The sequence below is a fragment of the Rhizobium sp. K102 genome (assembly GCF_022385315.1).
Classification (GTDB): domain Bacteria; phylum Pseudomonadota; class Alphaproteobacteria; order Rhizobiales; family Rhizobiaceae; genus Rhizobium; species Rhizobium croatiense.
Genome location: NZ_CP092436.1, coordinates 2,894,792 through 2,915,149 on the forward strand (window position 1 = coordinate 2,894,792; position 20,358 = coordinate 2,915,149).

21 protein-coding genes are annotated in these 20,358 nt (G+C 62.7%); 7 read left to right on the forward strand and 14 right to left on the reverse strand.

Annotated elements, in window-relative coordinates; all coding sequences use genetic code 11:
• The first annotated feature begins 4 nt into the window (after nt 1-4).
• From fliN to MHI61_RS20295, 4 genes are all read left to right on the forward strand, one after another.
• Nucleotides 5-592: a flagellar motor switch protein FliN gene (gene fliN / locus MHI61_RS20280; protein ID WP_239790264.1), complete on the forward strand. Its 588-nt coding sequence runs from the start codon at nt 5-7 to the stop codon at nt 590-592.
• Nucleotides 593-619: 27 nt separating this feature from the next.
• A complete protein-coding gene (gene fliG, locus MHI61_RS20285; protein WP_239790265.1) occupies nt 620-1,660 on the forward strand; it encodes a flagellar motor switch protein FliG in 1,041 nt (346 codons plus the stop codon).
• 230 nt (nt 1,661-1,890) lie between these two features.
• A complete protein-coding gene (gene flhB, locus MHI61_RS20290; RefSeq protein WP_097605646.1) occupies nt 1,891-2,970 on the forward strand; it encodes a flagellar biosynthesis protein FlhB in 1,080 nt (359 codons plus the stop codon).
• Between the two features lie 5 nt (nt 2,971-2,975).
• Complete coding sequence (locus MHI61_RS20295) at nt 2,976-3,416, forward strand: hypothetical protein (RefSeq protein ID WP_183914528.1); 441 nt, start codon at nt 2,976-2,978, stop codon at nt 3,414-3,416.
• A 58-nt stretch (nt 3,417-3,474) separates the two neighbouring features.
• Here MHI61_RS20295 and MHI61_RS20300 read toward each other — a convergent pair whose 3' ends face one another.
• From MHI61_RS20300 to MHI61_RS20360, 13 genes are all read right to left on the reverse strand, one after another.
• Nucleotides 3,475-4,221 carry a helix-turn-helix transcriptional regulator gene (locus MHI61_RS20300; RefSeq protein WP_239790266.1) on the reverse strand — a complete coding sequence of 249 codons (747 nt, stop codon included), beginning with the start codon at nt 4,219-4,221 and terminating at the stop codon, nt 3,475-3,477.
• Between the two features lie 8 nt (nt 4,222-4,229).
• Nucleotides 4,230-4,976, reverse strand: a complete 747-nt coding sequence (locus MHI61_RS20305) for a helix-turn-helix transcriptional regulator (protein ID WP_239790267.1) — start codon at nt 4,974-4,976, stop codon at nt 4,230-4,232.
• Nucleotides 4,977-5,360: 384 nt separating this feature from the next.
• Nucleotides 5,361-7,052, reverse strand: coding sequence for a flagellar basal-body MS-ring/collar protein FliF (gene fliF, locus MHI61_RS20310; protein ID WP_239790268.1), 1,692 nt, complete (start codon nt 7,050-7,052; stop codon nt 5,361-5,363).
• A gap of 193 nt (nt 7,053-7,245) precedes the next feature.
• A complete protein-coding gene (locus MHI61_RS20315; RefSeq protein WP_239790269.1) occupies nt 7,246-7,635 on the reverse strand; it encodes a hypothetical protein in 390 nt (129 codons plus the stop codon).
• A gap of 16 nt (nt 7,636-7,651) precedes the next feature.
• Nucleotides 7,652-8,206: a chemoreceptor glutamine deamidase CheD gene (gene cheD / locus MHI61_RS20320; protein WP_064681147.1), complete on the reverse strand. Its 555-nt coding sequence runs from the start codon at nt 8,204-8,206 to the stop codon at nt 7,652-7,654.
• Entirely contained in the window at nt 8,203-8,592 is a 390-nt protein-coding gene (locus MHI61_RS20325) for a response regulator (RefSeq protein ID WP_004672258.1), read from the reverse strand. The genes cheD and MHI61_RS20325 overlap by 4 nt, the downstream gene beginning before the upstream one ends.
• Nucleotides 8,593-9,636 (reverse strand): protein-glutamate O-methylesterase CheB, encoded by a 1,044-nt coding sequence (cheB, locus tag MHI61_RS20330; RefSeq protein WP_239790270.1) that lies wholly within the window; start codon nt 9,634-9,636, stop codon nt 8,593-8,595. It abuts the gene before it with no gap.
• On the reverse strand, nt 9,633-10,541 hold the full coding sequence (gene cheR, locus MHI61_RS20335; RefSeq protein WP_039617884.1) for a protein-glutamate O-methyltransferase CheR: 909 nt from the start codon (nt 10,539-10,541) through the stop codon (nt 9,633-9,635). The genes cheB and cheR overlap by 4 nt, the downstream gene beginning before the upstream one ends.
• Nucleotides 10,538-11,005, reverse strand: coding sequence for a chemotaxis protein CheW (locus tag MHI61_RS20340; RefSeq protein ID WP_239790271.1), 468 nt, complete (start codon nt 11,003-11,005; stop codon nt 10,538-10,540). Before MHI61_RS20340 ends, cheR begins: the two co-directional genes overlap by 4 nt.
• Before the next feature lie 4 nt (nt 11,006-11,009).
• A complete protein-coding gene (locus MHI61_RS20345; RefSeq protein ID WP_239790272.1) occupies nt 11,010-13,295 on the reverse strand; it encodes a chemotaxis protein CheA in 2,286 nt (761 codons plus the stop codon).
• Nucleotides 13,296-13,312: 17 nt separating this feature from the next.
• Complete coding sequence (gene cheY1, locus MHI61_RS20350) at nt 13,313-13,678, reverse strand: chemotaxis response regulator CheY1 (RefSeq protein WP_003570362.1); 366 nt, start codon at nt 13,676-13,678, stop codon at nt 13,313-13,315.
• Complete coding sequence (locus MHI61_RS20355) at nt 13,675-13,971, reverse strand: STAS domain-containing protein (protein WP_239790273.1); 297 nt, start codon at nt 13,969-13,971, stop codon at nt 13,675-13,677. Before MHI61_RS20355 ends, cheY1 begins: the two co-directional genes overlap by 4 nt.
• Before the next feature lie 63 nt (nt 13,972-14,034).
• The gene (locus MHI61_RS20360; protein WP_239790274.1) at nt 14,035-15,669 is read right to left on the reverse strand and encodes a globin-coupled sensor protein; all 1,635 of its coding nucleotides are present in this window, start codon (nt 15,667-15,669) and stop codon (nt 14,035-14,037) included.
• 623 nt (nt 15,670-16,292) lie between these two features.
• Between MHI61_RS20360 and MHI61_RS20365 the strand changes: the two genes are divergently transcribed.
• The gene (locus MHI61_RS20365; protein WP_239790275.1) at nt 16,293-17,714 is read left to right on the forward strand and encodes a glycosyltransferase family 39 protein; all 1,422 of its coding nucleotides are present in this window, start codon (nt 16,293-16,295) and stop codon (nt 17,712-17,714) included.
• Between the two features lie 7 nt (nt 17,715-17,721).
• Here the strand turns inward: MHI61_RS20365 and MHI61_RS20370 are convergent, their stop codons facing one another.
• The gene (locus tag MHI61_RS20370) at nt 17,722-17,982 is read right to left on the reverse strand and encodes a helix-turn-helix transcriptional regulator (RefSeq protein ID WP_239790276.1); all 261 of its coding nucleotides are present in this window, start codon (nt 17,980-17,982) and stop codon (nt 17,722-17,724) included.
• Between the two features lie 79 nt (nt 17,983-18,061).
• Here MHI61_RS20370 and ybaL point away from each other — a divergent pair, with 79 nt between their 5' ends.
• Both ybaL and MHI61_RS20380 read left to right on the forward strand, forming a co-directional pair.
• Nucleotides 18,062-19,870, forward strand: coding sequence for a YbaL family putative K(+) efflux transporter (ybaL, locus tag MHI61_RS20375; protein WP_239790277.1), 1,809 nt, complete (start codon nt 18,062-18,064; stop codon nt 19,868-19,870).
• A 54-nt stretch (nt 19,871-19,924) separates the two neighbouring features.
• Entirely contained in the window at nt 19,925-20,305 is a 381-nt protein-coding gene (locus MHI61_RS20380) for a hypothetical protein (protein WP_239790278.1), read from the forward strand.
• The last annotated feature ends 53 nt before the right edge of the window (nt 20,306-20,358 follow it).

The following is a 20,358-nucleotide window of genomic DNA, read 5'->3' on the forward strand; positions in this document are numbered from 1 at the left end:
TTTCATGGCTACGAAGAAAACACAGCAGAACAGTGACCTCTCCCTGGATGTGCCGGGCAGCGAAGCGGATCTCGACCAGGCGATCGACGATCTGCGCGGCGTGCTGAAGCAGGATGCCGATGGCGACTTGTCGCAGTTTGGCGGCGACCTGGAGAATGATGCCTTCGGAGCAGGAACGGATCTGGCGGCCTTTGGCGGCGAGATTTCGGATTCCCCTTTCGGCGGCGACGATTTCGGCGGCGATTTCGGCGCTGGCAATGCCAGCCCGGCTGCAGGCATGGATTTCGGCGGCAACTCTTCGTTCGAGGCGGCGCCGGCGCCGCTCGGCAGCGCGCTGACTTCGAACTTCGAACTGATCATGGACATTCCGATCGACGTCCAGATCATGCTCGGCACCAGCCGGATGCAGGTCTCCGGCCTGATGAATCTCAACGAAGGAGCGACGATCGCTCTCGACAAGAAAATCGGCGAACCTGTCGAGATCATGGTGAACGGCCGCAGGATTGCACGCGGCGAGATCACGGTGCTCGATAATGACGACACCCGATTCGGCGTGAAACTGATAGAAGTTTTGAGTACAAAAAAAGCCTGATCCCTGTGGGGACGGAGAGGTTAGACCATGATGGACTTTGACGATTTCGGCGGCGCGCTAGCCGGGAAACCGTTGACCCAGGCTGAAAAGGCGGCGGCGGTCCTTCTCGCCATGGGAAAGGGCGTCGCCGGCCGGCTGTTGAAATATTTCACCCAGGCCGAGCTGCAGACCATTATCGCATCTGCCCAGTCGCTGCGCGCCATTCCGCCGGACGAACTGCAGTCGCTCGTCTCCGAGTTCGAGGATCTCTTCACCGAGGGCGCCGGACTGATGGACAATGCCAAGGCGATCGAGGCCATTCTGGAAGAAGGCCTGACGCCGGACGAGGTTGACAGCCTGCTCGGCCGCCGCACGGCCTTCCAGGCCTACGAGACCTCGATCTGGGATCGCCTCAGCGAGGCGGAGCCGGCTTTCGTTGCACAGTTCCTGCTGCGCGAACATCCGCAGACCGTCGCCTATATCCTTTCGATGATGCCCTCCTCCTTTGGCGCCAAGGTGCTGCTGCAGCTTCCGGACAACCGTCGCGCCGACATCATGAACCGCACGGTCAACATGAAGACCGTCAGCCCGAAGGCTGCGCAGATCATCGAAAACCAGGTGATAACGCTGCTTGCCGAGGTCGAGGCGGAACGCAACGCAGCCGGCTCGACGAAGGTCGCCGATCTCATGAACGAGCTCGACAAGCCGCAGGTCGACACGCTGCTCACCTCGCTCGAATCGATCAGCCGCGAATCGGTCAACAAGGTTCGGCCGAAGATCTTCCTCTTCGAGGACCTTATGTATATGCCGCAGCGCAGCCGCGTCCTGCTGCTCAACGACATTTCGACCGACGTGCTCACCGTCGCGCTGCGCGGCTCGCCGGCCGAGATCCGCGAATCGGTTCTCTCCGCCATCAGCCCGCGTCAGCGCCGCATGATCGAATCGGATCTGCAGAGCGGCATGGGCGGCGTCAATCCGCGCGAGATCGCCATTGCCCGGCGCGCCGTGGCACAGGAAGCGATTCGCCTGGCCAACGCAGGCCAGATCGAGCTCAAGGTGAAGGAAGGCGACGCTTCGGCAGCGGCTTAATCTTCCGAGACTGTTGACAAATCCGGCCGCCCAAAAGGCGGCTGTTGATCACCGTGCAACAGGCGACTACCCTTCATCGATAGGCCGCGCTCTATAGCGTGTCGCAGAAAACCCGGTTTTCGCGACGCGCTACAGCTCTTTGTTTTGGTGCATGTCGTCATCCAAAACCGCTGCCCGGTTTGGGTGGCATGCATTCGCTGCGGCCTGTTACTTTGACGGAGGGCCGCGACTTGGCAGACGATGACAAGGACAGCAAAACAGAAGCCCCGACCGCGAAAAAGCAAAGCGATGCCGCGGAAAAGGGCAATGTGCCGTTTTCGCGCGAGCTGTCGATCTTCGCGACCATCCTTGCCACCTTCATCTATCTGGTGTTCTTCCTTCCGGAAAGCGTCGGGCGCATGAGCGAAATGCTGCGCGATATCTTCGAGCAGCCCGATCAATGGAAGATCGAAACGGGGCCGGATGTTCTGGCGCTCTTCGTGCGGCTCGGCTGGGCAATCGCTGCGCTGCTGGCGCCTGCCTTCATCCTGCTCATGGTGTTCGGCGTCGCCTCCTCGATCTTCCAGAATCTGCCGACGCCCGTGCTGGAACGCATCAGGCCGCAGGCCTCGCGCATCTCGCCGATCAAGGGCTGGTCACGGCTCTTCAGCCTGCCCGGCCTCGTCGAGTTCGGAAAGTCGCTGTTCAAGGTCGTCGTCGTCGGAGTGATCCTGTTCTTCGTGCTGAGGAGCGAATATTTCGGCTCGATCGACGCGATGTTCTCCGATCCGCAGACGATCCTCGTCAGGATGATGACGGCGATGCGCAAGATCATCATCGTTATGCTGATCGCCACCGCGATCGTGGCGATCGCCGATTTTTTCTGGACGCGCCATCACTGGTTCACCGAACTCAAGATGACGCGCCACGAAGTGAAGGAAGAAAACAAGCAGGCGCAGGGCGATCCCTTTGTCAAAAGCCGGCAGCGCTCGCTGATGCGCGACCGCGCGCGCCGGCGCATGATCGCCAACGTGCACCGCGCAACGCTCGTCATCGCCAACCCGACGCACTACGCCGTGGCGCTGCGTTACGCGCGGGAGGAGAACGACGCCCCGGTGGTGCTGGCGAAGGGCCAGGACCTCATTGCGCTGAAGATCAGGGAGATTGCCGAGCAGAACGGCATCCCGGTGTTCGAAGATCCGCCGCTTGCGCGCTCCATGTTTGCGCAAGTCTCGGTCGATAGTGTCATACCGTCAGTCTTCTATAAGGCCGTTGCGGAGCTCATACACAGGGTCTACGCCGCAGACGCCAAGAACAAACGGGTAAGATAAGCCGAATGAAAAAATGCCCCCACTCTGCCCAGCGTGAAAAGATCCTCGCAGACGCGATCAGCCCGGTCGCCACCGAACTGCGCCTTCTGGATGCCTCTGACCTTATTTCACTGCTGCGCTTCGAGTATTACGGCAATCTGGCCGATCTCGTCGCTTCGGCCGCGGAGCTTTTCTTTCATCCGGGCACGGTCAATTTCGGTCTGGGCGGAAACTATACGCTGGAATGGGGCGGCAAGCCGGAAGTCGTTCTCGACCTGGAAATCAAGCCGCGCGGCGTCACCGTCTATGCCCAGCTCACCCTTGCCGAGGATCATGCCGGCATCGAAATCAACCACATCGCCTTCCAGAATCCCTCTCCCGACCCCGACGAGAATACCGTCTTCCTGGAAAGGAGCCTTCGGCAAGCCCGCTACAGCGTGAAACCACCGCGCGCGTTCGCCAGCTGATCGCCTTCAATCAATCAAGCTTTCGCGCCGTCTTTGGTGAACGGCGGCAGGCGCTGCCTCAGCTGATGTAGCCGAGCCGGATCGCCTTGGCGATCGCCTGGATGCGGTTGACGGAATCGAGCTTGATCGTCGCCGAGCCGAGATAGGCGTTGACCGTGTGCACGGACAGGCCGAGCTTTTCGGCGATCTCTTCGCTGATGCGACCGTCGCCGGCAAGCTGAAGACAGGCGATTTCGCGCTCGCTCAGCGCCTCGGCGGCGCCCGTGCGGCGTTCGTCGAGCGAGAGCAGGTCCATCATGATGTGGCAGCAGCGGCCGTGCAGCTCGACGATCATGTCGCTCGAAAGATCAATATCATCGCCGGTAAACAGGATGAAGCCATTGCCGACGGCGCCGAGCCGCACCGGAAAGGCAAGGCCGGAAAAGGGCAGGATGCCGTCCTTCAGGCGCGTCATGAATGGCGCGAAGTCGGCCGGGCCGGGGGCCGCCCGATCGTGAGCACCGGCCCATGAAAGCGGCAGCAGCGACTTTTCGATATGATCGAGAAGGATATCGCCATAGGCATCCGTTAAGGCCTTGCCGAAACCGGCATTGGAAGATCCCCAGTTCTCGAGCTCGCAGACGAGGCGCTGCTTTGCCGGCAGGCCGGAGCCGCTGACGCGGTAGATCGCAAAGCCTTGAGCATCGGCGAGCTTCTGCATCGCGATCAGCCGCGGAAAAAGATCGGACCGGCTGGAAATCCTGTTCACCCGCACCATGCGTAGCGGATCGGCGCCGTTCATCAGCCTGCTTGATGGATGCCCCATGGATCCCCCTATACGAGATTGTTGCGGACAGCGAAAGCAATGGCCTCCGACCGGGTCTTGGTCGCCGTCTTGCGCATCACGCTGGTGATGTAGTTGTTGATCGTGTTGCGGGAGATTCCGAGGATCATCGCGATCTCGTCGCTGGTCTTGCCCTCGGCGATCCAGAACAGGCATTCCAGCTCGCGGTCGGTCAATTCGAAATCGCGGTCGACCCTGGCGCCGCCGCAGCGCAGGAAGCTCGCGACATAGCCGGCAAGCAGGCCGACATCCCGCAGCCGCTCCGGCGACAGGATGAACCCTTCACCGAGCAGGAACATCAAGGCCAGCCGTGAGCGGCCGACATTGAAGGTCAATGAACAATATTGGCGGCTGGCGCCCTCTGGCACGTCGGCGCTCTCGGGCAGCAGCGCAAAATTCGGCTGGAAGACCTGCATGCATTTTTCCAGCTCGGTGGAGCGGGCATAGCCGCTGACGAGATTGTTGGCGATGTCCTTGACCAGGTCGAAGGGCCAATCCGAGGAGACGACGAAATCGAGGCCGCTTTCCTGGATGAGATCACAACGCGCCAGGAGATAGTGCGAGGCGCCGACATATTCCGTCAGGGCACGCAAACCGGACTGCAACCTGCCAGTGCTGGCGACACTGTGCAGCCGCTGGATCAGCTCATCGCGCGGCAACAGAGCCGGCGCCACTGCGCTTGCGAAATTTATCATCTGCCTCTCGCCTTTGCTCGCCTGAAATATGTTCATATCCATTGGCAACGTCCTGCGGCTGAGAAACGATCACACTCGGTGCAACGGCAATTTTTCTGTAAAGGATTCAATTCATGTCCCGCGGGAATCCCATTTCGAATCACCCAAGGGTAAGCCAGCCGATGTAAAGTACCATCTCCGACTTCTAGGGATTTACTTTCGCCGCCGTCCATGCCCTGATTCGAATGCCGATCATGCCTCTCAAGACATGGTCGAGGCTACGGTGATTCTGGCTGTACCGCAACTTGATTCGCGTTTTACGCGAGTGAGCTCAGCAGCTTTATCCACCTCGCCGAACGCGCCTTACCGGCCTTTGCGGGGACCGGCAAGCCCCCTGACGGGAAAGCCCGGCACGAACGTGAAAAAGGCCGGTTTCCCGGCCCTTTCTTATGCTGCCTCGTCGATCGCCCATTTCCGGAGGATTTTCGCGGCGCGCTCCTCGTTGATCTCGACCATGCGAGCGAGCTTGCGTTCCGGGCCTTCCTTGACACGGCGGTTAAAGTTGCCGTCGTCGTCGCCGAGGCTGAGCAGATCCTCGGTGCTGTCGAAGCCGAAGTCGGATCCGAAGCCGTCCATGAGAGCGCCTCCGGGCGCACCTGCCGCCGGCGCGAAGTCCGGGAGCTCGAGGCCTGCCGCTTCCGGCGTGGCGTCGCCGAGAACCGCGCCTGCACCGTTGCCGCTGACGCTGCGGACCAGCGGACGCAGGCCCATCCAGACCACCACGAAGGCAACCGCGACGAAGGCGAGCGAGTTGATGATGCCGGCAAGATTGCGGCTCAGCATGTCCATGACCCGGACACCGCCGGTGGCGTCTTCGAGCAGCTGATTTTCGAGGAAGTCCATGGCCGTGACGGTGACGACGTCGCCGCGCTTGGCGTCGATGCCGGCGGCCGAAGCGACGATCTTCTGCATTTCGGCGAGATAGGCGTCGACCTTGACCTGATCGGCAGGCTCGCCGACCATCTTGGCGATGCGGCCCTTGTTGACCACCACCGCGATCGACAGCTTTTCGACCTTATAGCTGTTGCGGGTCGTCGCCGTCGTCTTGCTGTTGATTTCGTAGTTGGTCTGCTCTTCGCGCTTGTCGGACTTGTCCTGCGATTCCGGGCCACTGGCGCCGCCGGCGTCGGGGGCTGCCTGCGGAATGTTCTGTTCGACCGTCGTCGCGTTGTCGGACTGCTTCTGCTGCGACTGCTGGGCTTCCTTCGTCGAGCGCACCGAGCGTTCGACCCTGGATTCAGGGTCGTAGGTCGTTTCCTGGATCTGCTGGGCGTCGGTATTCAAGTCGGCGGTGACGCTGGAGCGGAAGTTGTCCATGCCGAGGAAGGGTGCGAGCGCCTTGTCGATGTTGGATTCGACTTCCTGCTGAACGTTCTGGACGATGTTGAGCGAGCGGTTCAGCGAGCTGTTGCTCGCCTCATCGCCGGATGCGAGCAGCTGGCCGGCGGAATCGAGGATCGTCACGTCATCGACGTCGAGCCCCGGCACGGCCGAGGCGACGAGGTGGCGGATCGAGCTCGCAGCGCCGCGCCCGGTGGCTGCGCTCGCGCGAATCATGACGGAGGCCGTCGGTTTCTGCTCCGCCTTCCGGAAGTTCCCGACCTCCGGCATGACGATATGGACGCGCGCGGCTGTTATGCCCGAGATCGACTGGATGGTGCGGGCGATTTCGCCTTCCAGCGCACGAACCCGCGTCACCTCCTGCATGAAGGAGGTCAGGCCGAGCGAGCCGACATTGTCGAAGAGTTCGTAACCCGCATTGGCACTGTTCGGCAGGCCGCGCTCGGCAAGCATCAGCCGGGCCTTGCCCGTCATGCCCGCCGGGACGGTGATGCTGGTGCCGTCCGTGCCGACCTGGAAATCGACGTTGGCTTCGGCAAGCGCCATGCTGATCTGGTTGAGATCGGGAGCGTCGAGACCGACGTAGAGCGTTTCCTGTGCCGGTTTGTTGACGAAAAGGGCAGCCGCAAGGACGATGGCAATGGAAACGGCGCCGACGCCACCCAGAATCATCAGGCGCGTCCGGCCCAGGGCGCCAAAGTTCTTAAAGATCTGAACTAATTGATTTAACAGATTCATTCTGTTCTCGCACGATCCGTCAAAGACAAAGCAGGCTTATTGCCTCATCTGACGAATAATCGGCGAAACTTGTGCGAGCGTTTCGTGAAGAGCGCGCGAGAACGAAAGGCTCAAGCCCGTCATGCAGCGATTTTGCGAGAACGACCTCGGTGAAACGAAGGCCCAAGGCGGTAGAAGCGAAGGATAGCGCGCGTTAGAAGAAATCGAAGTCGCCGGCCGCCTTGCTCAGCGGCTGGGAATGGCCGTGGCGGGTGGCGCCGCCCAGCGCCTTCTGCATCTCCGCCAGTTTGATGAGGCTGAGCGCGGTTGCGACGTCGACGGTCCAGCCGAGCGGGATTTCGCCGGTGATGGTATCGATGAATTCGGCGAGGCCGCGCGATTTCTGCACCGCCAGATCGATGCCCTGCATGACCTTCATGGCGTCAGGCGAATTCAGAACCTCGGCGCCGCCGAGGTCGAGAAGCTGCGGCTCGATGCGCTCGATCAGATAGGCGACATCGTGCAGTTCGGACACGATGCGCATCAGGATGTCGCTCAGCGCTTCCACAGGCGCGGGCGGCTCCATTACCGGGGTAAATGTCATATCAAAATCCTCGCCATCAAAAAAATTCGATGCTGGTTTCGGCGGGCTTCTGCGGAGCGGCGGGACGCTGCTCGAGAGCGACGGTTCTCTGGGTTTCGGCGCCGGTCAATGGATATTGCCGGGCACGACCGGAGACCGGCCAATATTCGAGCTTGCGCCCATGCTCTCCACCTGTGGAGGAGCCGACCACCGGAATGCCTTCATCCCTCAGGAACTGCATGGCGAAGGCCGCGTTCTGCTCACCGACGTTGGAGAAGGTCGAGATCGTCTTGGCGCCGCCGAAGATCTTTGCCTCCAGCCGGTCGCGCCGGGCGCCCTGCTTCAGGAGACCGTTGATCAGCAATTCCATCAGGTGCACGCCGTAGCGCGTGGCATCCCCGCCTGAGGTCGGCGACGTCGCCGAACCGGGCAGCAGAAAGTGGTTCATGCCGCCGATGCCGGCGACAGGGTCTCTGAGGCACGCAGCCACGCACGAGCCGAGAATGGTCGAGAGGACCGCATTCGGATCGCTCAGAACCTTATACTCGCCTTGAATAATGTGCACGCGGCGGGCTGCCCCCTCAGTGATCATTTCAGGGCTCCAAACACGGCTTCGATGGCCGCTTTCATCTTCTCGATCGTGAACGGCTTGGCGAGCACGTTGTTGGCGCCGAGCTGGGCGGCCTTCTGCACCAACGCGCGATCGCCCTGGGCGGTGAGGATGATGAAGGCTGCCTTCTTGGTGTTCGGGTTGGTGCGCACGGCCTGAAGGAAGCCGATACCATCCATCTTCGGCATGTTGAAGTCCGAGATCACCAGATGGTGCGGCTGCTCGGTCATGATCTTCATGCCCTGTTCGCCGTCGCCGGCCGACGTGATCTGCTTGAAACCGAGCTGTGTCAGCGCGTCGCTGAGCAGCAACCGGCTCGTTACCTGATCATCGACGATCAGAACTTTGATTTTCTCCGCGATCGACATTTATTCGGTCCCTTCCTTTCGGGCGGCTGTCATTTTCAATATTTCCTCACCGATGGCAGACAGTGGCAGCTGCTGCTCAACGGCGCCAAGTTCGTGCGCAACCCTTGGCATTCCGTAAACGACACAGGTTTTTTCGTTCTGGCCGAGGGTTCTGGCGCCGGCGTGACGCATTTTCAACAATCCGGCGGCGCCGTCGCGGCCCATTCCGGTCAGAATCACGCCAACGGCGTTGCGGCCGGCCAGTTCCGCAACCGAATCAAAGAGGACGTCCACCGAGGGGCGGTGACCGTTGACCGGGGCTCGGTCAACGAGGCGGCAGCACGGCGCCGAGGCGCCGGTGACCTGGAGATGACGTTCGCCTCCGGGCGCCAGATAGATCTTGCCGATTTCGAGACGGGCGCCGTCGGTCGCCTCCTGCACTACCGGCGCGCAAAGCCGGTTCAGCCGTTCGGCGAAGCTCTTGGTGAAGGTCGGCGGCATGTGCTGGGTGATGACCGTCGGCGGGCAATTGGCCGGGAATTTCTGGAGCACGGCAATCAGCGCCTCGACGCCGCCCGTCGACGAGCCGATCGCGACGATCTTGCGGCCGACGCGGAAATCGGCGACGGAGGGCGGCGGCGCGACGGCAGCCGCCGGTTGGGAAAACTGGCGCTGCGTGCGGGCGGCCGCCTTGACCTTCTCGGCGAGGTCGCCGAAGGGCCTGGGTTCGCCGGGACCCGGCTTGCCGACGCAGTCGAAAGCTCCGATCTCAAGTGCTGCAAGCGTCGCCTCGGCGCCGCGATGGGTCATCGTGGACACCATGATGACCGGCATCGGGCGCAACGTCATGATCTTTTCGAGGAAATCGAGGCCGTTCATGTTCGGCATCTCGATGTCGAGCGTCACGACGTCGGGGTTCAGCCGCTTGATCGCCTCGCGCGCTTCCAGCGCGTCACCGGCCTGGCCGATGACATTGACTTCGGGGTCCGAACTCAGGACGGCGGTGATCAGACCGCGCATCGTCGGCGAGTCGTCAACAACGAGAACTCTTGCCGGCGCGCTCATGCCTTCCTCCCGAGACCCTTGGCCGTGTAGCGATAGGTCGTGATGCCGATATTGTCGAAGACGTGTTTCGCCTCGCCGGACACGCGCTCGGAATGGCCGATATAGAGATGGCCGCCTTCCGGCAGCAGACCGGCGAAACGCTGCCAGATCTTCATCTGCGTCGGCTCGTCGAAATAGATGACGACGTTGCGGCAGAAGATGACGTCGAACTTGCCCTTGAACGGCCACTGCGCCATCAGGTTCAGCTCGTTATAGGTGATCAGCCGCTTGACGCGGTCGTCGACCTGGAATTTCCGGCGGCCCTGCACCTCGACTTCGCTGAACCATTGCTTGCGCATGGCGGGCGACACGGTTTCGAGCGCGGTTTCGTCATAGGCGCCGGCGCGGGCGATCGCGAGGATCTTCGGGTCGATGTCGGTCGCCAGGATCTTGAAGTCGTAGTCGGCGACATTCGGCATCAGCGACAGCACGGTGAGTGCGATCGAATAGGGTTCCTGCCCATCGGAGGAAGCGGCCGACCAGATGCGCACTCTGCCGCCGGCTCTCGCCCGCTGCAGAAGCTCCGGCAGCACATGATCGCGCAGATGCTCGAAATGATGGTTTTCGCGGAAGAAGCGGGTGAAGTTGGTCGTCAGATGCGACAGCATTTCGCGGCGCTCCGCCGCACCCGCCGGCGAAGCGACGAGTTCGCAATATTCCCGGAAGCCGGACAGGCCGAGATTGCGGATATGCTTCGACAGACGCGAATAGACCAGCGAGGCCTTCGTCTCGTTGAGGAAGATGCCGGCATCCGAGTAGATCATGGCGGCGATTTCCGTGAGGTCGCGGCGTGTCAGCGGATATTCTCCGCTCGCCAGCACCTCGTCGGCTCCCTGCCTCTGATCCTTTGCACCCATTGCACTCATGCGGCTTCGCTTTCGGTCTCGGAAAAGAGGGCTTCAAGTTCGATCAGGCAGATCATGCGCTTATCGATGGCGAGAACGCCTCGGGCAAATTGGCGCTCGAGGTCGGAGGAGATTTCGGGCGTCGGCTGAACGATCTCGTCGGTCACCGTCAGAATGTCGGAGACGGCATCGACCAGGAGACCGACGACCTTGCGGCGGACCTGGGCGACGATGATGACATGACGGGCGGTCGGATCGGCCGGCTTCATGCCGAGGCGGGCGGCAAGATCGATGATCGGCAGCACTGCGCCGCGCAGGTTGACGACACCAAGCATATAGGCAGGCGAGTGCGGCATCGCGGTCGCCGGGGTCCAGCCCCGGATTTCGCGAACCGACATGATGTTCACGCAAAATTCCTGATCGCCGATACGGAACGCGATCAGCTCGCGGTCCCCTTCGCTCAGACTTTTTACGGTGTACGACATTGCCTTACCCTACCGCTGCTAACGACATTTCCGCTTTCAGCGACTGGCCGCGCGAAGCGCCGACAACCGCGTCGACATCGAGGATGAGAGCCACGCGCCCGTCGCCGAGGATGGTGGCTGCGGCAATGCCCGGCACATGGGTGTAGTTGGCTTCCAGGCTCTTGATGACCACCTGACGCTGCCCCTGGATGGCATCGACCATCAAGGCGCGCTGGCCGCCGCCTTCGGATTCCACCAGAAGCGCCACGCCTTCCACAGGATTGGCCTGGGTCGCGCGGAAGTTCAGGATGCGGCCGACATCGACCAGCGGGCAGAAAGAGTTGCGGATCGAGATCAGCCGGTGGCTGGCGCCGAAGGAGTGGATCGCGGCAGCTTCCGGCTGCAGGGTTTCGACGATCGCGGTCAGCGGCACGACCAGCGTCTGGCCGGCGACGGTGACCACCATGCCGTCGAGGACGGCGAGCGTCAGCGGCAGGCTCATGGTGAAGACCGAGCCGTGGCCGGGCTTGGACGTGATGTTGATGCGGCCGCCGAGCGCCTGGATCGAACGCTTGACGACGTCCATGCCGACGCCGCGGCCGGAGATGTCGGAGATCTTGTCGGCGGTAGAGAAGCCCGGCAGGAAGATCAGGTTGTCGATTTCCTCGTCCGACAGGTTGGCATCGGCCGGGATCAGGTCGTTGTCGATCGCCTTCTGGCGAACCTTCTCGCGGTTGATGCCGGCGCCGTCGTCGGCAAGCTCGATCAGGATGCGGCCCGAACGATGCTTGGCGGTGAGGCGGACGGTGCCTTCGGTGTTCTTGCCGGCGGCCGCGCGCTTTTCCGGCGTCTCGATGCCGTGGTCGACGGCATTGCGGATCATGTGGGTCAGCGGCTCGGCCAGCTTGTCGATGACGGTCTTGTCGACTTCGGTGTTTTCACCTTCGGTGATCAGGCGGATCGACTTGCCGGTCATGTCGGCGATTTCGCGGACGATGCGCGACATGCGCTGGAAGACCGGCTTCACCGGCTGGGCGCGGATCGCCATGACCGAGTCCTGGATCTCGCGGGTGAGCTGCTGTAGCTCCTCGAGGCCCATGTTGATGGAGGAGGTGCCGGTCGTGTCGTTCTCGATGACGCTCTGCGACAGCATCGCCTGGTTGATGACCAGTTCGCCGACGAGGTTGATGAGGCGGTCGACGCGGTCGAGATCGACGCGGATCGTCTGGCCGGCGCCGGCGGCATTGTTCTGGGCGGCGGCATTTGCCGCGGCGGCCGCGGCAGCGGCCGATTCCTTCTTCTCGACGCGGGCGGCGGCTGCCGCCATCTGCGTGACGTTGGACGCGGTCTCGGCAGCGGCAACGGCGGCCGTCGCATCTTCGGACCGGGCGGCGGAAACCTGTTCCGTGGCGTCCGTCTCGTCGAGGATCGAAAGGTCGAAGGGAACCGGCACCATCGGCAGTTCCTCATTGCCGGCCGCGCCGGCGCTTGCTGCCTCGACCGGCTTCACCGTCAGGTCGCAGTCCCATTCGGCGAATTCGAAGACGGTCCGGATGGCGTCTTCCCCCTTGTCCGTCTTGATCGTGACGTTCCAGAAGAAATAGGCGCCTTCGGGATCGAGTTCCTCGAGACCCGGCAGCTCATCCATATTGCAATAGATGGTCATCTCGCCGAGACGCGAGAGATCGCGCAGCAGAAGGGTGGCGTCATTGCCCTTGGAATAGAGCTCGTAACGCGGCTTGAAGGTGACTTCATAGGCCGGCAGGTCGGAGCCCGCTTCGTCGCCGCCGAAATCGTCGAAGGAAAAGGGGATCGGCTGGAAGCCGCTGTCATCGGTCGGCTTGGGGGTCGGCGCCGCAGCGGCCGGGGCCGCCTTTGCCGCGGCCTTGGGCGCAGGCGCCTCAGCGGCGGCCGAGGGAGACGGCAATTCACCGTTGGCCAGCGCCTCCAACTCCTTGACGAGGCCGCGGCTGCGGCTCTCATCGACGCTGCCGCCGTCGCGCGCGGCATTGGTCAGGTCGGCGAGCACGTCGGCCGATTTCAGCATCACCTTCAGGACGTCCTGGGTCGGCTCGAGCTTGTTGGAACGAACACAATCGAGAGTGGTCTCGAACACATGGGCGAAGGCAACCAGATCATCAAGGCCGAAGGCGCCGGCGCCCCCCTTGATCGAATGCACGGCACGGAACACCGCATTGACGGTTTCCGGATCGCGATCGCCATCGTTCATTTTCAGAAGACCGGATTCCAGCTCGGCGAGCTGTTCCTCGCACTCCTGGAAAAAGATCTCTTTGATTTCGTTCATATCCATAGGAGCAAATCCTGGGTTTAAGCGGTTACACGCTCAATTGCATCGATCAGCTTGGCCGGGTCGAAAGGCTTGACGATCCACCCGGTGGCGCCGGCCTGGCGAGCGCGGTTCTTCTTTTCCGCGTCGCTCTCGGTCGTCAGGACCAGGATCGGGATCGCCCGATATTTCTCGTTGCGGCGGACACCTTCGATGAAGCCGAAACCGTCGAGGCGCGGCATGTTGATGTCGGTGACGATGACGTCAGGATTGGACTCTTCGAGAACCTCGAGACCCTCGACGCCGTCTTCCGCCTGGATCGTCTCGAAGCCGGCGTTGTTCAGCGTCACGAGCAGCATGTTTCGGATGGTGCGGGAATCATCCACGGTCAGTACCTTTTTCTTCATAGCCGAATCTCCTTGGCAAGCAGGTGGTCAATATTGACGCCAACCAGCTGCATGGTTTTTTGAAATGCATCGGACACCTGGGAGAAGGTGAACGGCTGCTGGTCCTGCGCCCAGGTCTTCTCGGCGGACATCAGGACCTGTGCGCAAAGAGCACCGATCCGCTCAACGCCGGATGCGTCGATCAAAAGACCGCTGCCCCTGAACGAGAGGAGTTTTTCACGCAAGGCGGAAGCCTCGTTGAGGTCGAGCACCGCTGTCAAATTCAGCGTCTTGCCACTCTTCTTTGCTACCATCAGCTTGTCCTTGTCCCCTTGTCCCCGGCCCGAAAAGATGAGCTGAGGCGATAATCCGATAGGTTAGTAAACATTCCGCCCACCTCTGACGCTTGCGAGCGACTGGGGAAGGCCAAAATCGTCATTTTCATATTCGTCCTCGACCGCAGCCGCGCGGGCGTCGGCGTCGATGACAGGCGACGGCGCCACGCGGACCGGCGCCGGCCGGCCGGCATGGGCGTTTTCGCGGGCGATGCGGAATTCGCGCACCGTGCGGCCGAGCTCGAGAATGACGGTGTGGAGATGGTCGGCGCCTTGCGTCGAACGCTCCGCAAGGCCGGCGCTATCGGCCACCTCGGCGCCCAGACCCTTGACGTCCGCAGCCACGCCGTCGAGGCTTGCGGCATGTTCGCCGGTCCTTGTGGCAATGCCTGAAATGGCGGCATTGATGTCGGTGACCTGGCGCACGATGCTGCCGATCGAATCCTGCGTTCGGCCGACCATCTGCACGCCGGCGTCGACCTGCGCCTTGGTGGTCGTCACCAGCGTCTTGATCTCGCGGGCGGCTTCGGCCGAGCGCTGAGCCAGTGCCCGGACTTCCTGAGCGACGACGGCAAAACCGCGGCCGGAATCACCGGCGCGCGCCGCCTCGATGCCGGCATTCAGCGCCAGAAGATTGGTCTGGAAGGCGATCTCGTCGATCGCGCCGATGATCTGGCCGATTTTTTCGGCCGACTGCTCGATATCGGCCATGGCGCTGATCGCGCGGCCGACGACCTCGCCGCTTTCCTCGACGGCGGCGCGCGTCGAGGCGGCCGCCTGTTCGGCGGCGCGGCTGTCGGCGGCGCCGTCACGCACGCTGCCGGCGATGCGGGCAAGGGCGGTGGCGGAAAGCTGCAACCGGTCGGCCTGGCCGGACGCACCGCCGGCGAACTGCCGCGACAGGTCGGCAAGCGAAGCCGTTGCCGCTTCAGCCTTGACCGTGCGTGCGGTGATGTCGGCGAATTCGGCCTGGAGACCATCCAAGGCGCCGTTCAGCGCGGCGGCGATCCCGGCATAGGCTCCGTCGGCGTCGACGGGAGCGCGCCGCGTCAGATCGCGGGCGGACAGTCCTTCAATGACATCGCCGAAGATCCTGACGATCTCGGCCTCATTTTCGGCGCGCTGATCGGCAAGCGCGCGGTGCTGGGCGGCGCGCAGCGCATTGAAGCGGAGCGACACGGCGATTTCCACATCGACCATGACGATGCGGATGATCGTCGTCATCAGTTCGGAGATTTCGCGTGTGCGGCGCTTGGCCGACGGCAGCAGCGGCCGGCCGGCGATCTCCTCGGCGAGGCCGGAAAGGACGTGCTCCAGCATGACGCCGTGACCGGCGACGTGCCAGCGCGGGTCGAGACCCATCTTGTTTTCGGTATCGGAGAGAACCTTGACGCGCTCGGCATAGAGGCTGTCGAAGCGGGCATCCGTCAGCACGTCCCAATGCGAGGACTGCAGATCATGCAGGCGTTCCACCTGGCGCTCGCTCTCGAAGTTGCGCGAGGCGTCGGGGAATGACTGGAACCGGTGGAAGAGGTCACGCAGCCCGGCCTTCAGATAGGCCTCGAGGGCCGGCCGGTTGCGGCGCACCAGCTCGCACTGATCGGCATCGAGACCGGCAAAACGCAGGCGGTCGCGCAAGCTGCCTGCCTGCGCTCCACGAGCCTGATCTGATGGCATGTCCTGCCTCAACGCCTGTCCCAACCCACTTTTCCAGGCGAATGCCCGGCTAAAACTTTCGCTGCATCCGATGAACGCAAAGCGTGGAGACGGTTCCTGACCTCCGGTACAACCGGCGGCTCAAAACCCCCTGATCAGCCATGTTTCGGAGCTGTCTGAAGAGATGGATACCGGATCAACCCGGTACGGCGGTACGGCGTCATGCCTGGTGGGAACGAGTGCATCTTCCCATTCCGACGTGTAACCCAATGTTTATGGTTAATTCCTTGCCTGAAGGTTAATAAGCCTGTCCAGGCGCCGGCTTTTGAAGCAATTCAAGGCAGTTCGCGAGAAATACTGCTGGAGAGTTGCACGGCTGCTACAAGGCACACGCAAGCTCCGTGTTATATGCCGGTCGACAACCAAGACATGACGTCGACAAGGACTGAGCAATGATTGTTCTCGGATTGGGTTCCTGCTTGATCGCAATGGGTGTGCTTGCAGCCATCGCCCGGCTCGATTCCCTCGCCGCAAATCGCGACATCCGCATGCTTCGCGTGTTCTAACGCCCTTCCCCGTTGGCAGTCCGGCGCCTTTGGTGTAATCGCACTCGCGCCTTTCATGTCAGCGGAACACTTAAGTTCATGTCCCCCAGATCTGGTCTCCTCATCGTTCTCGGCTTCACGCTCTGGCGCGTCGTCACGCTCTATTTCGATGCGACGGACCTTTTCGTCGATGAGGCGCAATACTGGTTCTGGGCACAGAATCTCGATCTCGGCTATTACTCCAAGCCGCCGATGATCGCCTGGGTCATCCGGGCGATGACCGAGCTTTCCGGCTCCAACGCCATCTATTGGATCAGGCTGCTCGGGCCATTGATCCACATGGCGGCGGCACTGGTGCTGATGAAGGTGGCGAAGCGTTTCGTCGGGCCGGAGATCGAAGGCTGGACGGGCGCCACCTATATCACGCTGCCCGGCGTGGCGCTTTCCTCGGTGTTCTTCTCGACCGACGTCATCCTGCTGTTCTTCATCGCCATCGCCCTGCTTGCCTATTTCGGTCTGACGCAGCGGCGCTCGGTCGGGCTGGCGCTCGTCATGGGCCTCGGGGTCGGCCTCGCCTTCCTGACGAAATATGCCGTGCTGTTCGTCGTTCCGGGCGGCGCACTCGCCCTGCTCCTCATCCCGGCGGCGCGCATCGCCATCCGGGATTTCATCATCGCCGTCGCGGTCGCGGCGGTCGTTGCCTTGCCGAACCTCTGGTGGAACCTGCAGCACGACAATACGACGGTGCGCCATACGCAGGATATCGCCCATTGGAGCGACCTCGGCATCAATTTCCGCCGCGGGCTTGAATTCTTCGCCGCGCAGTTCGGCGTCGTCGGGCCGATCATCTTCTTCGCGATCCTCTGGGCGGTCTACCGCATGATCAAGGGCCGGAGCGACGACCGCGAGAAGATGCTGGTCTGGCTGTCGATGCCGGTGGTGGCGCTGATCACTCTGCAGGCGACGGTCGCCAAGGCCTATGCCAACTGGGCCGTGACCGCCTATGTCGCGGGAACGATCCTCGCCGTCTGGCTGCTTTATCGTTTGTGGCCGAAGGGGCTCAGGCTGTCGCTCACCATCAACGGCGTCGCAAGCCTGCTGTTTCCGCTGGCGACGATCTTTCCGCAGCAGGTGCTGCTGCCGAACGGCGACGAATTGATGAAACGCTATCTCGGCCGCGCCGAGGTCAGCCGCCAGGCCGCAGCGCTCGCCGATCAGGCGGGCACCGACATCATCGTCACCAACAACCGCGACATGGTCGCCGATCTTTTCTATACGCTGCGCGACGCATCCTACAGGATCTATGCGCGGGCGCCGGCAGGCCTTCCGGAGAGCTATTACGAGCAGGAATTCGCCCTGCCCGCCGAGACCGCCGGCAAGGTGCTTTTCGTGACGGACGGTCCCTTCGCCTGCGCGGCCGAAACGCCCGAGGTGCTGAAGAGCTGGCAGCCGACCGGAGGCTACTACAAGAGCAAGACGCTCTACATCTACAAAGTCTCGGCCACCTGCCTGGCGCCGTGAGTCCGGTTTAACCCGGCCGATCGGGAAGGCAGAGGCCGGTGCCCGCGCCTTCGATTTCGACGAACCTGACGCCGCCCTCTTCGAAGGCGAGGCGCAGCTGCGCCTCCGTCGCGCGGTGGATGTCGTGGTGGCGTCCCTCGTAATCGCGGATGGTGCTGCGCGAGACGGCTGCCCTTTCGGCCAGGTCGGCCTGGGTCCAGTCGAGCAGGCCACGCGCCGCGCGGCAGAGAGCGGGCGTGAGAATTGTCGCCCTTGCGCCTTGATCCATGATTTCAAGTCACCCATATTGGTTGATATAGACCATATATGTCATATTCAGCGCGAGATTTCCAGATCGGGAGACAGGGATGCCGCACGATACGCCACTGATTTCGACAATCGTCGGCGGCCTTGTGCTGGCTTTCATCTTCGGTGCACTTGCCCATCGGCTGCGCATGCCGCCGCTCGTCGGCTATCTCATCGCGGGCGTGCTGGTCGGGCCGCATACGCCGGGTTACGTGGCCGACCAGGACCTTGCGCCGGAGCTTGCCGAAATCGGCGTCATCCTGCTGATGTTCGGCGTCGGACTGCATTTCTCGCTGAAAGACCTGATGTCGGTGCGCGGCATCGCGCTGCCCGGCGCGATCGCACAGATCGCCTTTGCGACATTGCTCGGCTGGGGGCTCGGCGCCCTCATGGGGTGGCCGACCGGCGGCAGCCTGGTATTCGGCCTGGCGCTTTCGGTTGCCTCCACCGTCGTGCTGCTGAAGGCGCTGCAGGAGCGGCGCCTCGTCGAGACGGAGCGCGGCCGGATCGCCGTCGGCTGGCTGATCGTCGAGGACCTCGCCATGGTTCTGGCGCTGGTGCTGATCCCGGCGGCAGCCGGCATCGGCGGCGAAGGTCATGCTCCGGTCGAGCCGCTTTCGGCCGGGCTGAACCGCCTGTTCGGCCTCGATCTCGGCATTGGCGGCATGATCGCCATGACGCTGGTGAAGGTGGCGCTGTTCGTGGCGCTGATGCTGGTCTTCGGCCGCAAGCTCATTCCCTGGGCGATGCATCGCATCGCCCATACCGGCTCGCGCGAACTCTTCCGGCTCGGCGTGCTGGCGATCGCGCTCGGCGTCGCCTTCGGCGCGGCCAAGCTCTTCGGCGTGTCGCTGGCGCTCGGCGCTTTCTTCGCCGGCATGGTGCTTGCCGAAAGCGAGCTCAGCCATCGCGCCGCGCAGGAAAGCCTGCCGCTGCGCGACGCCTTCGCCGTGCTCTTCTTCGTCTCGGTCGGCATGCTGTTCGATCCGAACATCCTGATCGACAGGCCGCTGCTGATCCTCGCCACCCTCTTCATCATCGTCATCGGCAAATCGGTCGCCGCCCTGCTGATCGTGCTCGCCTTCAAGAGGCCTCTCGGCACGGCGCTGACGATTTCGGCGAGCCTCGGCCAGATCGGCGAATTCTCCTTCATCCTCGCCGCCCTCGGCGTCGACCTTGGACTGTTGCCGGAGGAAGGCCGCGACCTGATCCTGGCCGGCGCCATCATCTCGATCATCCTCAATCCGCTGCTGTTCTTCCTCTGCGACCGCATGCGCCCGCTGCTCGAAGGGGCAAAACGTCAGGAGAGCGCAGCCGAGCCCGCTGTGGCACCCGCTGAAGAAGCGGTGCGGACTGAAGATGACGAGGTGCATCCGAGCGGCCTCCACGGCCACGCCATTGTCGTCGGTTACGGGCGGGTCGGCAGAATCGTCGGGCAGAACCTGAAATCGGCGGGTACGCCCTTCCTCGTCATCGAGGATTCCGACAAGCGTATCGGCGAGCTGAAGGTCCAGGGCATCGAAGCTTTCATGGGCAATGCCGCGGCCACGGAGACGCTCGATCTCGCCAATCTGCCGGCGGCGCGCAGCATCGCCATCGCCATCCCGAACGCCTTCGAAGCCTGCCGCATCGCCGAGCAGGCACGCAGCGCCAATCCATCCATTCTCATCGTCGCCCGCGCCCATTCCGACGCCGAAGTCGATGCGCTGAAGCAATATGGCGCCGACACCGTCATCATGGGCGAACGCGAAATCGCACTGGGCATGGTTGACCGGCTCGCTCAAGTGCATCATGAGAGTGTGGCCTATGAAGACCATCATGGGCCTGATACAATTGTCCCGACGGATGACCCTCCGCCGGAAAGAGAATGAAAGATTGGCGCGCTTTTGAGCCGATACGGAAGTGACATCGCCGGGACGGAGGAGATGGAGCTGGACGAGCGCCGTCTGACGAACCGTATCGCTGCTTCTCTGCTCTTCGCCGTCCTTGCCTATATCGGCCTGCTTTTCGGCGGCAATCTCATCACCGCGCCGGCCACCGCCGTCAACACGCTTTCCTCGTCCGGCCGCGATCCGCAGCCGCCGCAACTGAGCGCGCGCGATGCGGTACGTGGGGTGCTTGCCGCCGAGCGCAAGCTTACGCCGAAACAGGCCGCCTACGACGCCGGATCGCCTGCCCTTGCCGCTGCCCCGGCTCTCGATTTCGCCGGCTGGAACAGCGCCGTCCCTCTCCCGCCATTCGAAGCTCGGCTTCATGCTTCAGTTTTCAGGGCCCATCAGCCGCGCGCACCGCCGGCCGCCGCCTGACATCGCGCCGAGCGGCGCTTCCGAGCATTGACGACATGCCGCCAGCGCCCGAG

Bases quoted from the DNA above. Each gene is read 5' to 3' on its own strand.
- MHI61_RS20365 (WP_239790275.1), top strand. From the start codon at position 16,293: ATGTCCCCCAGATCTGGTCTCCTCATCGTTCTCGGCTTCACGCTCTGG.
- cheY1 (WP_003570362.1), bottom strand. From the start codon at position 13,678: ATGAAGAAAAAGGTACTGACCGTGGATGATTCCCGCACCATCCGAAAC.
- cheB (WP_239790270.1), bottom strand. From the start codon at position 9,636: ATGAGCGCGCCGGCAAGAGTTCTCGTTGTTGACGACTCGCCGACGATG.
- MHI61_RS20360 (WP_239790274.1), bottom strand. From the start codon at position 15,669: ATGCCATCAGATCAGGCTCGTGGAGCGCAGGCAGGCAGCTTGCGCGAC.
- cheR (WP_039617884.1), bottom strand. From the start codon at position 10,541: ATGAGTGCAATGGGTGCAAAGGATCAGAGGCAGGGAGCCGACGAGGTG.
- MHI61_RS20300 (WP_239790266.1), bottom strand. From the start codon at position 4,221: ATGGGGCATCCATCAAGCAGGCTGATGAACGGCGCCGATCCGCTACGC.
- MHI61_RS20380 (WP_239790278.1), top strand. From the start codon at position 19,925: ATGGAGCTGGACGAGCGCCGTCTGACGAACCGTATCGCTGCTTCTCTG.
- MHI61_RS20340 (WP_239790271.1), bottom strand. From the start codon at position 11,005: ATGTCGTACACCGTAAAAAGTCTGAGCGAAGGGGACCGCGAGCTGATC.
- MHI61_RS20305 (WP_239790267.1), bottom strand. From the start codon at position 4,976: ATGGATATGAACATATTTCAGGCGAGCAAAGGCGAGAGGCAGATGATA.
- MHI61_RS20345 (WP_239790272.1), bottom strand. From the start codon at position 13,295: ATGGATATGAACGAAATCAAAGAGATCTTTTTCCAGGAGTGCGAGGAA.
- MHI61_RS20370 (WP_239790276.1), bottom strand. From the start codon at position 17,982: ATGGATCAAGGCGCAAGGGCGACAATTCTCACGCCCGCTCTCTGCCGC.
- ybaL (WP_239790277.1), top strand. From the start codon at position 18,062: ATGCCGCACGATACGCCACTGATTTCGACAATCGTCGGCGGCCTTGTG.
- MHI61_RS20295 (WP_183914528.1), top strand. From the start codon at position 2,976: ATGAAAAAATGCCCCCACTCTGCCCAGCGTGAAAAGATCCTCGCAGAC.
- MHI61_RS20325 (WP_004672258.1), bottom strand. From the start codon at position 8,592: ATGTCGATCGCGGAGAAAATCAAAGTTCTGATCGTCGATGATCAGGTA.
- fliF (WP_239790268.1), bottom strand. From the start codon at position 7,052: ATGAATCTGTTAAATCAATTAGTTCAGATCTTTAAGAACTTTGGCGCC.
- fliN (WP_239790264.1), top strand. From the start codon at position 5: ATGGCTACGAAGAAAACACAGCAGAACAGTGACCTCTCCCTGGATGTG.
- MHI61_RS20315 (WP_239790269.1), bottom strand. From the start codon at position 7,635: ATGACATTTACCCCGGTAATGGAGCCGCCCGCGCCTGTGGAAGCGCTG.
- MHI61_RS20355 (WP_239790273.1), bottom strand. From the start codon at position 13,971: ATGGTAGCAAAGAAGAGTGGCAAGACGCTGAATTTGACAGCGGTGCTC.
- fliG (WP_239790265.1), top strand. From the start codon at position 620: ATGATGGACTTTGACGATTTCGGCGGCGCGCTAGCCGGGAAACCGTTG.
- cheD (WP_064681147.1), bottom strand. From the start codon at position 8,206: ATGATCACTGAGGGGGCAGCCCGCCGCGTGCACATTATTCAAGGCGAG.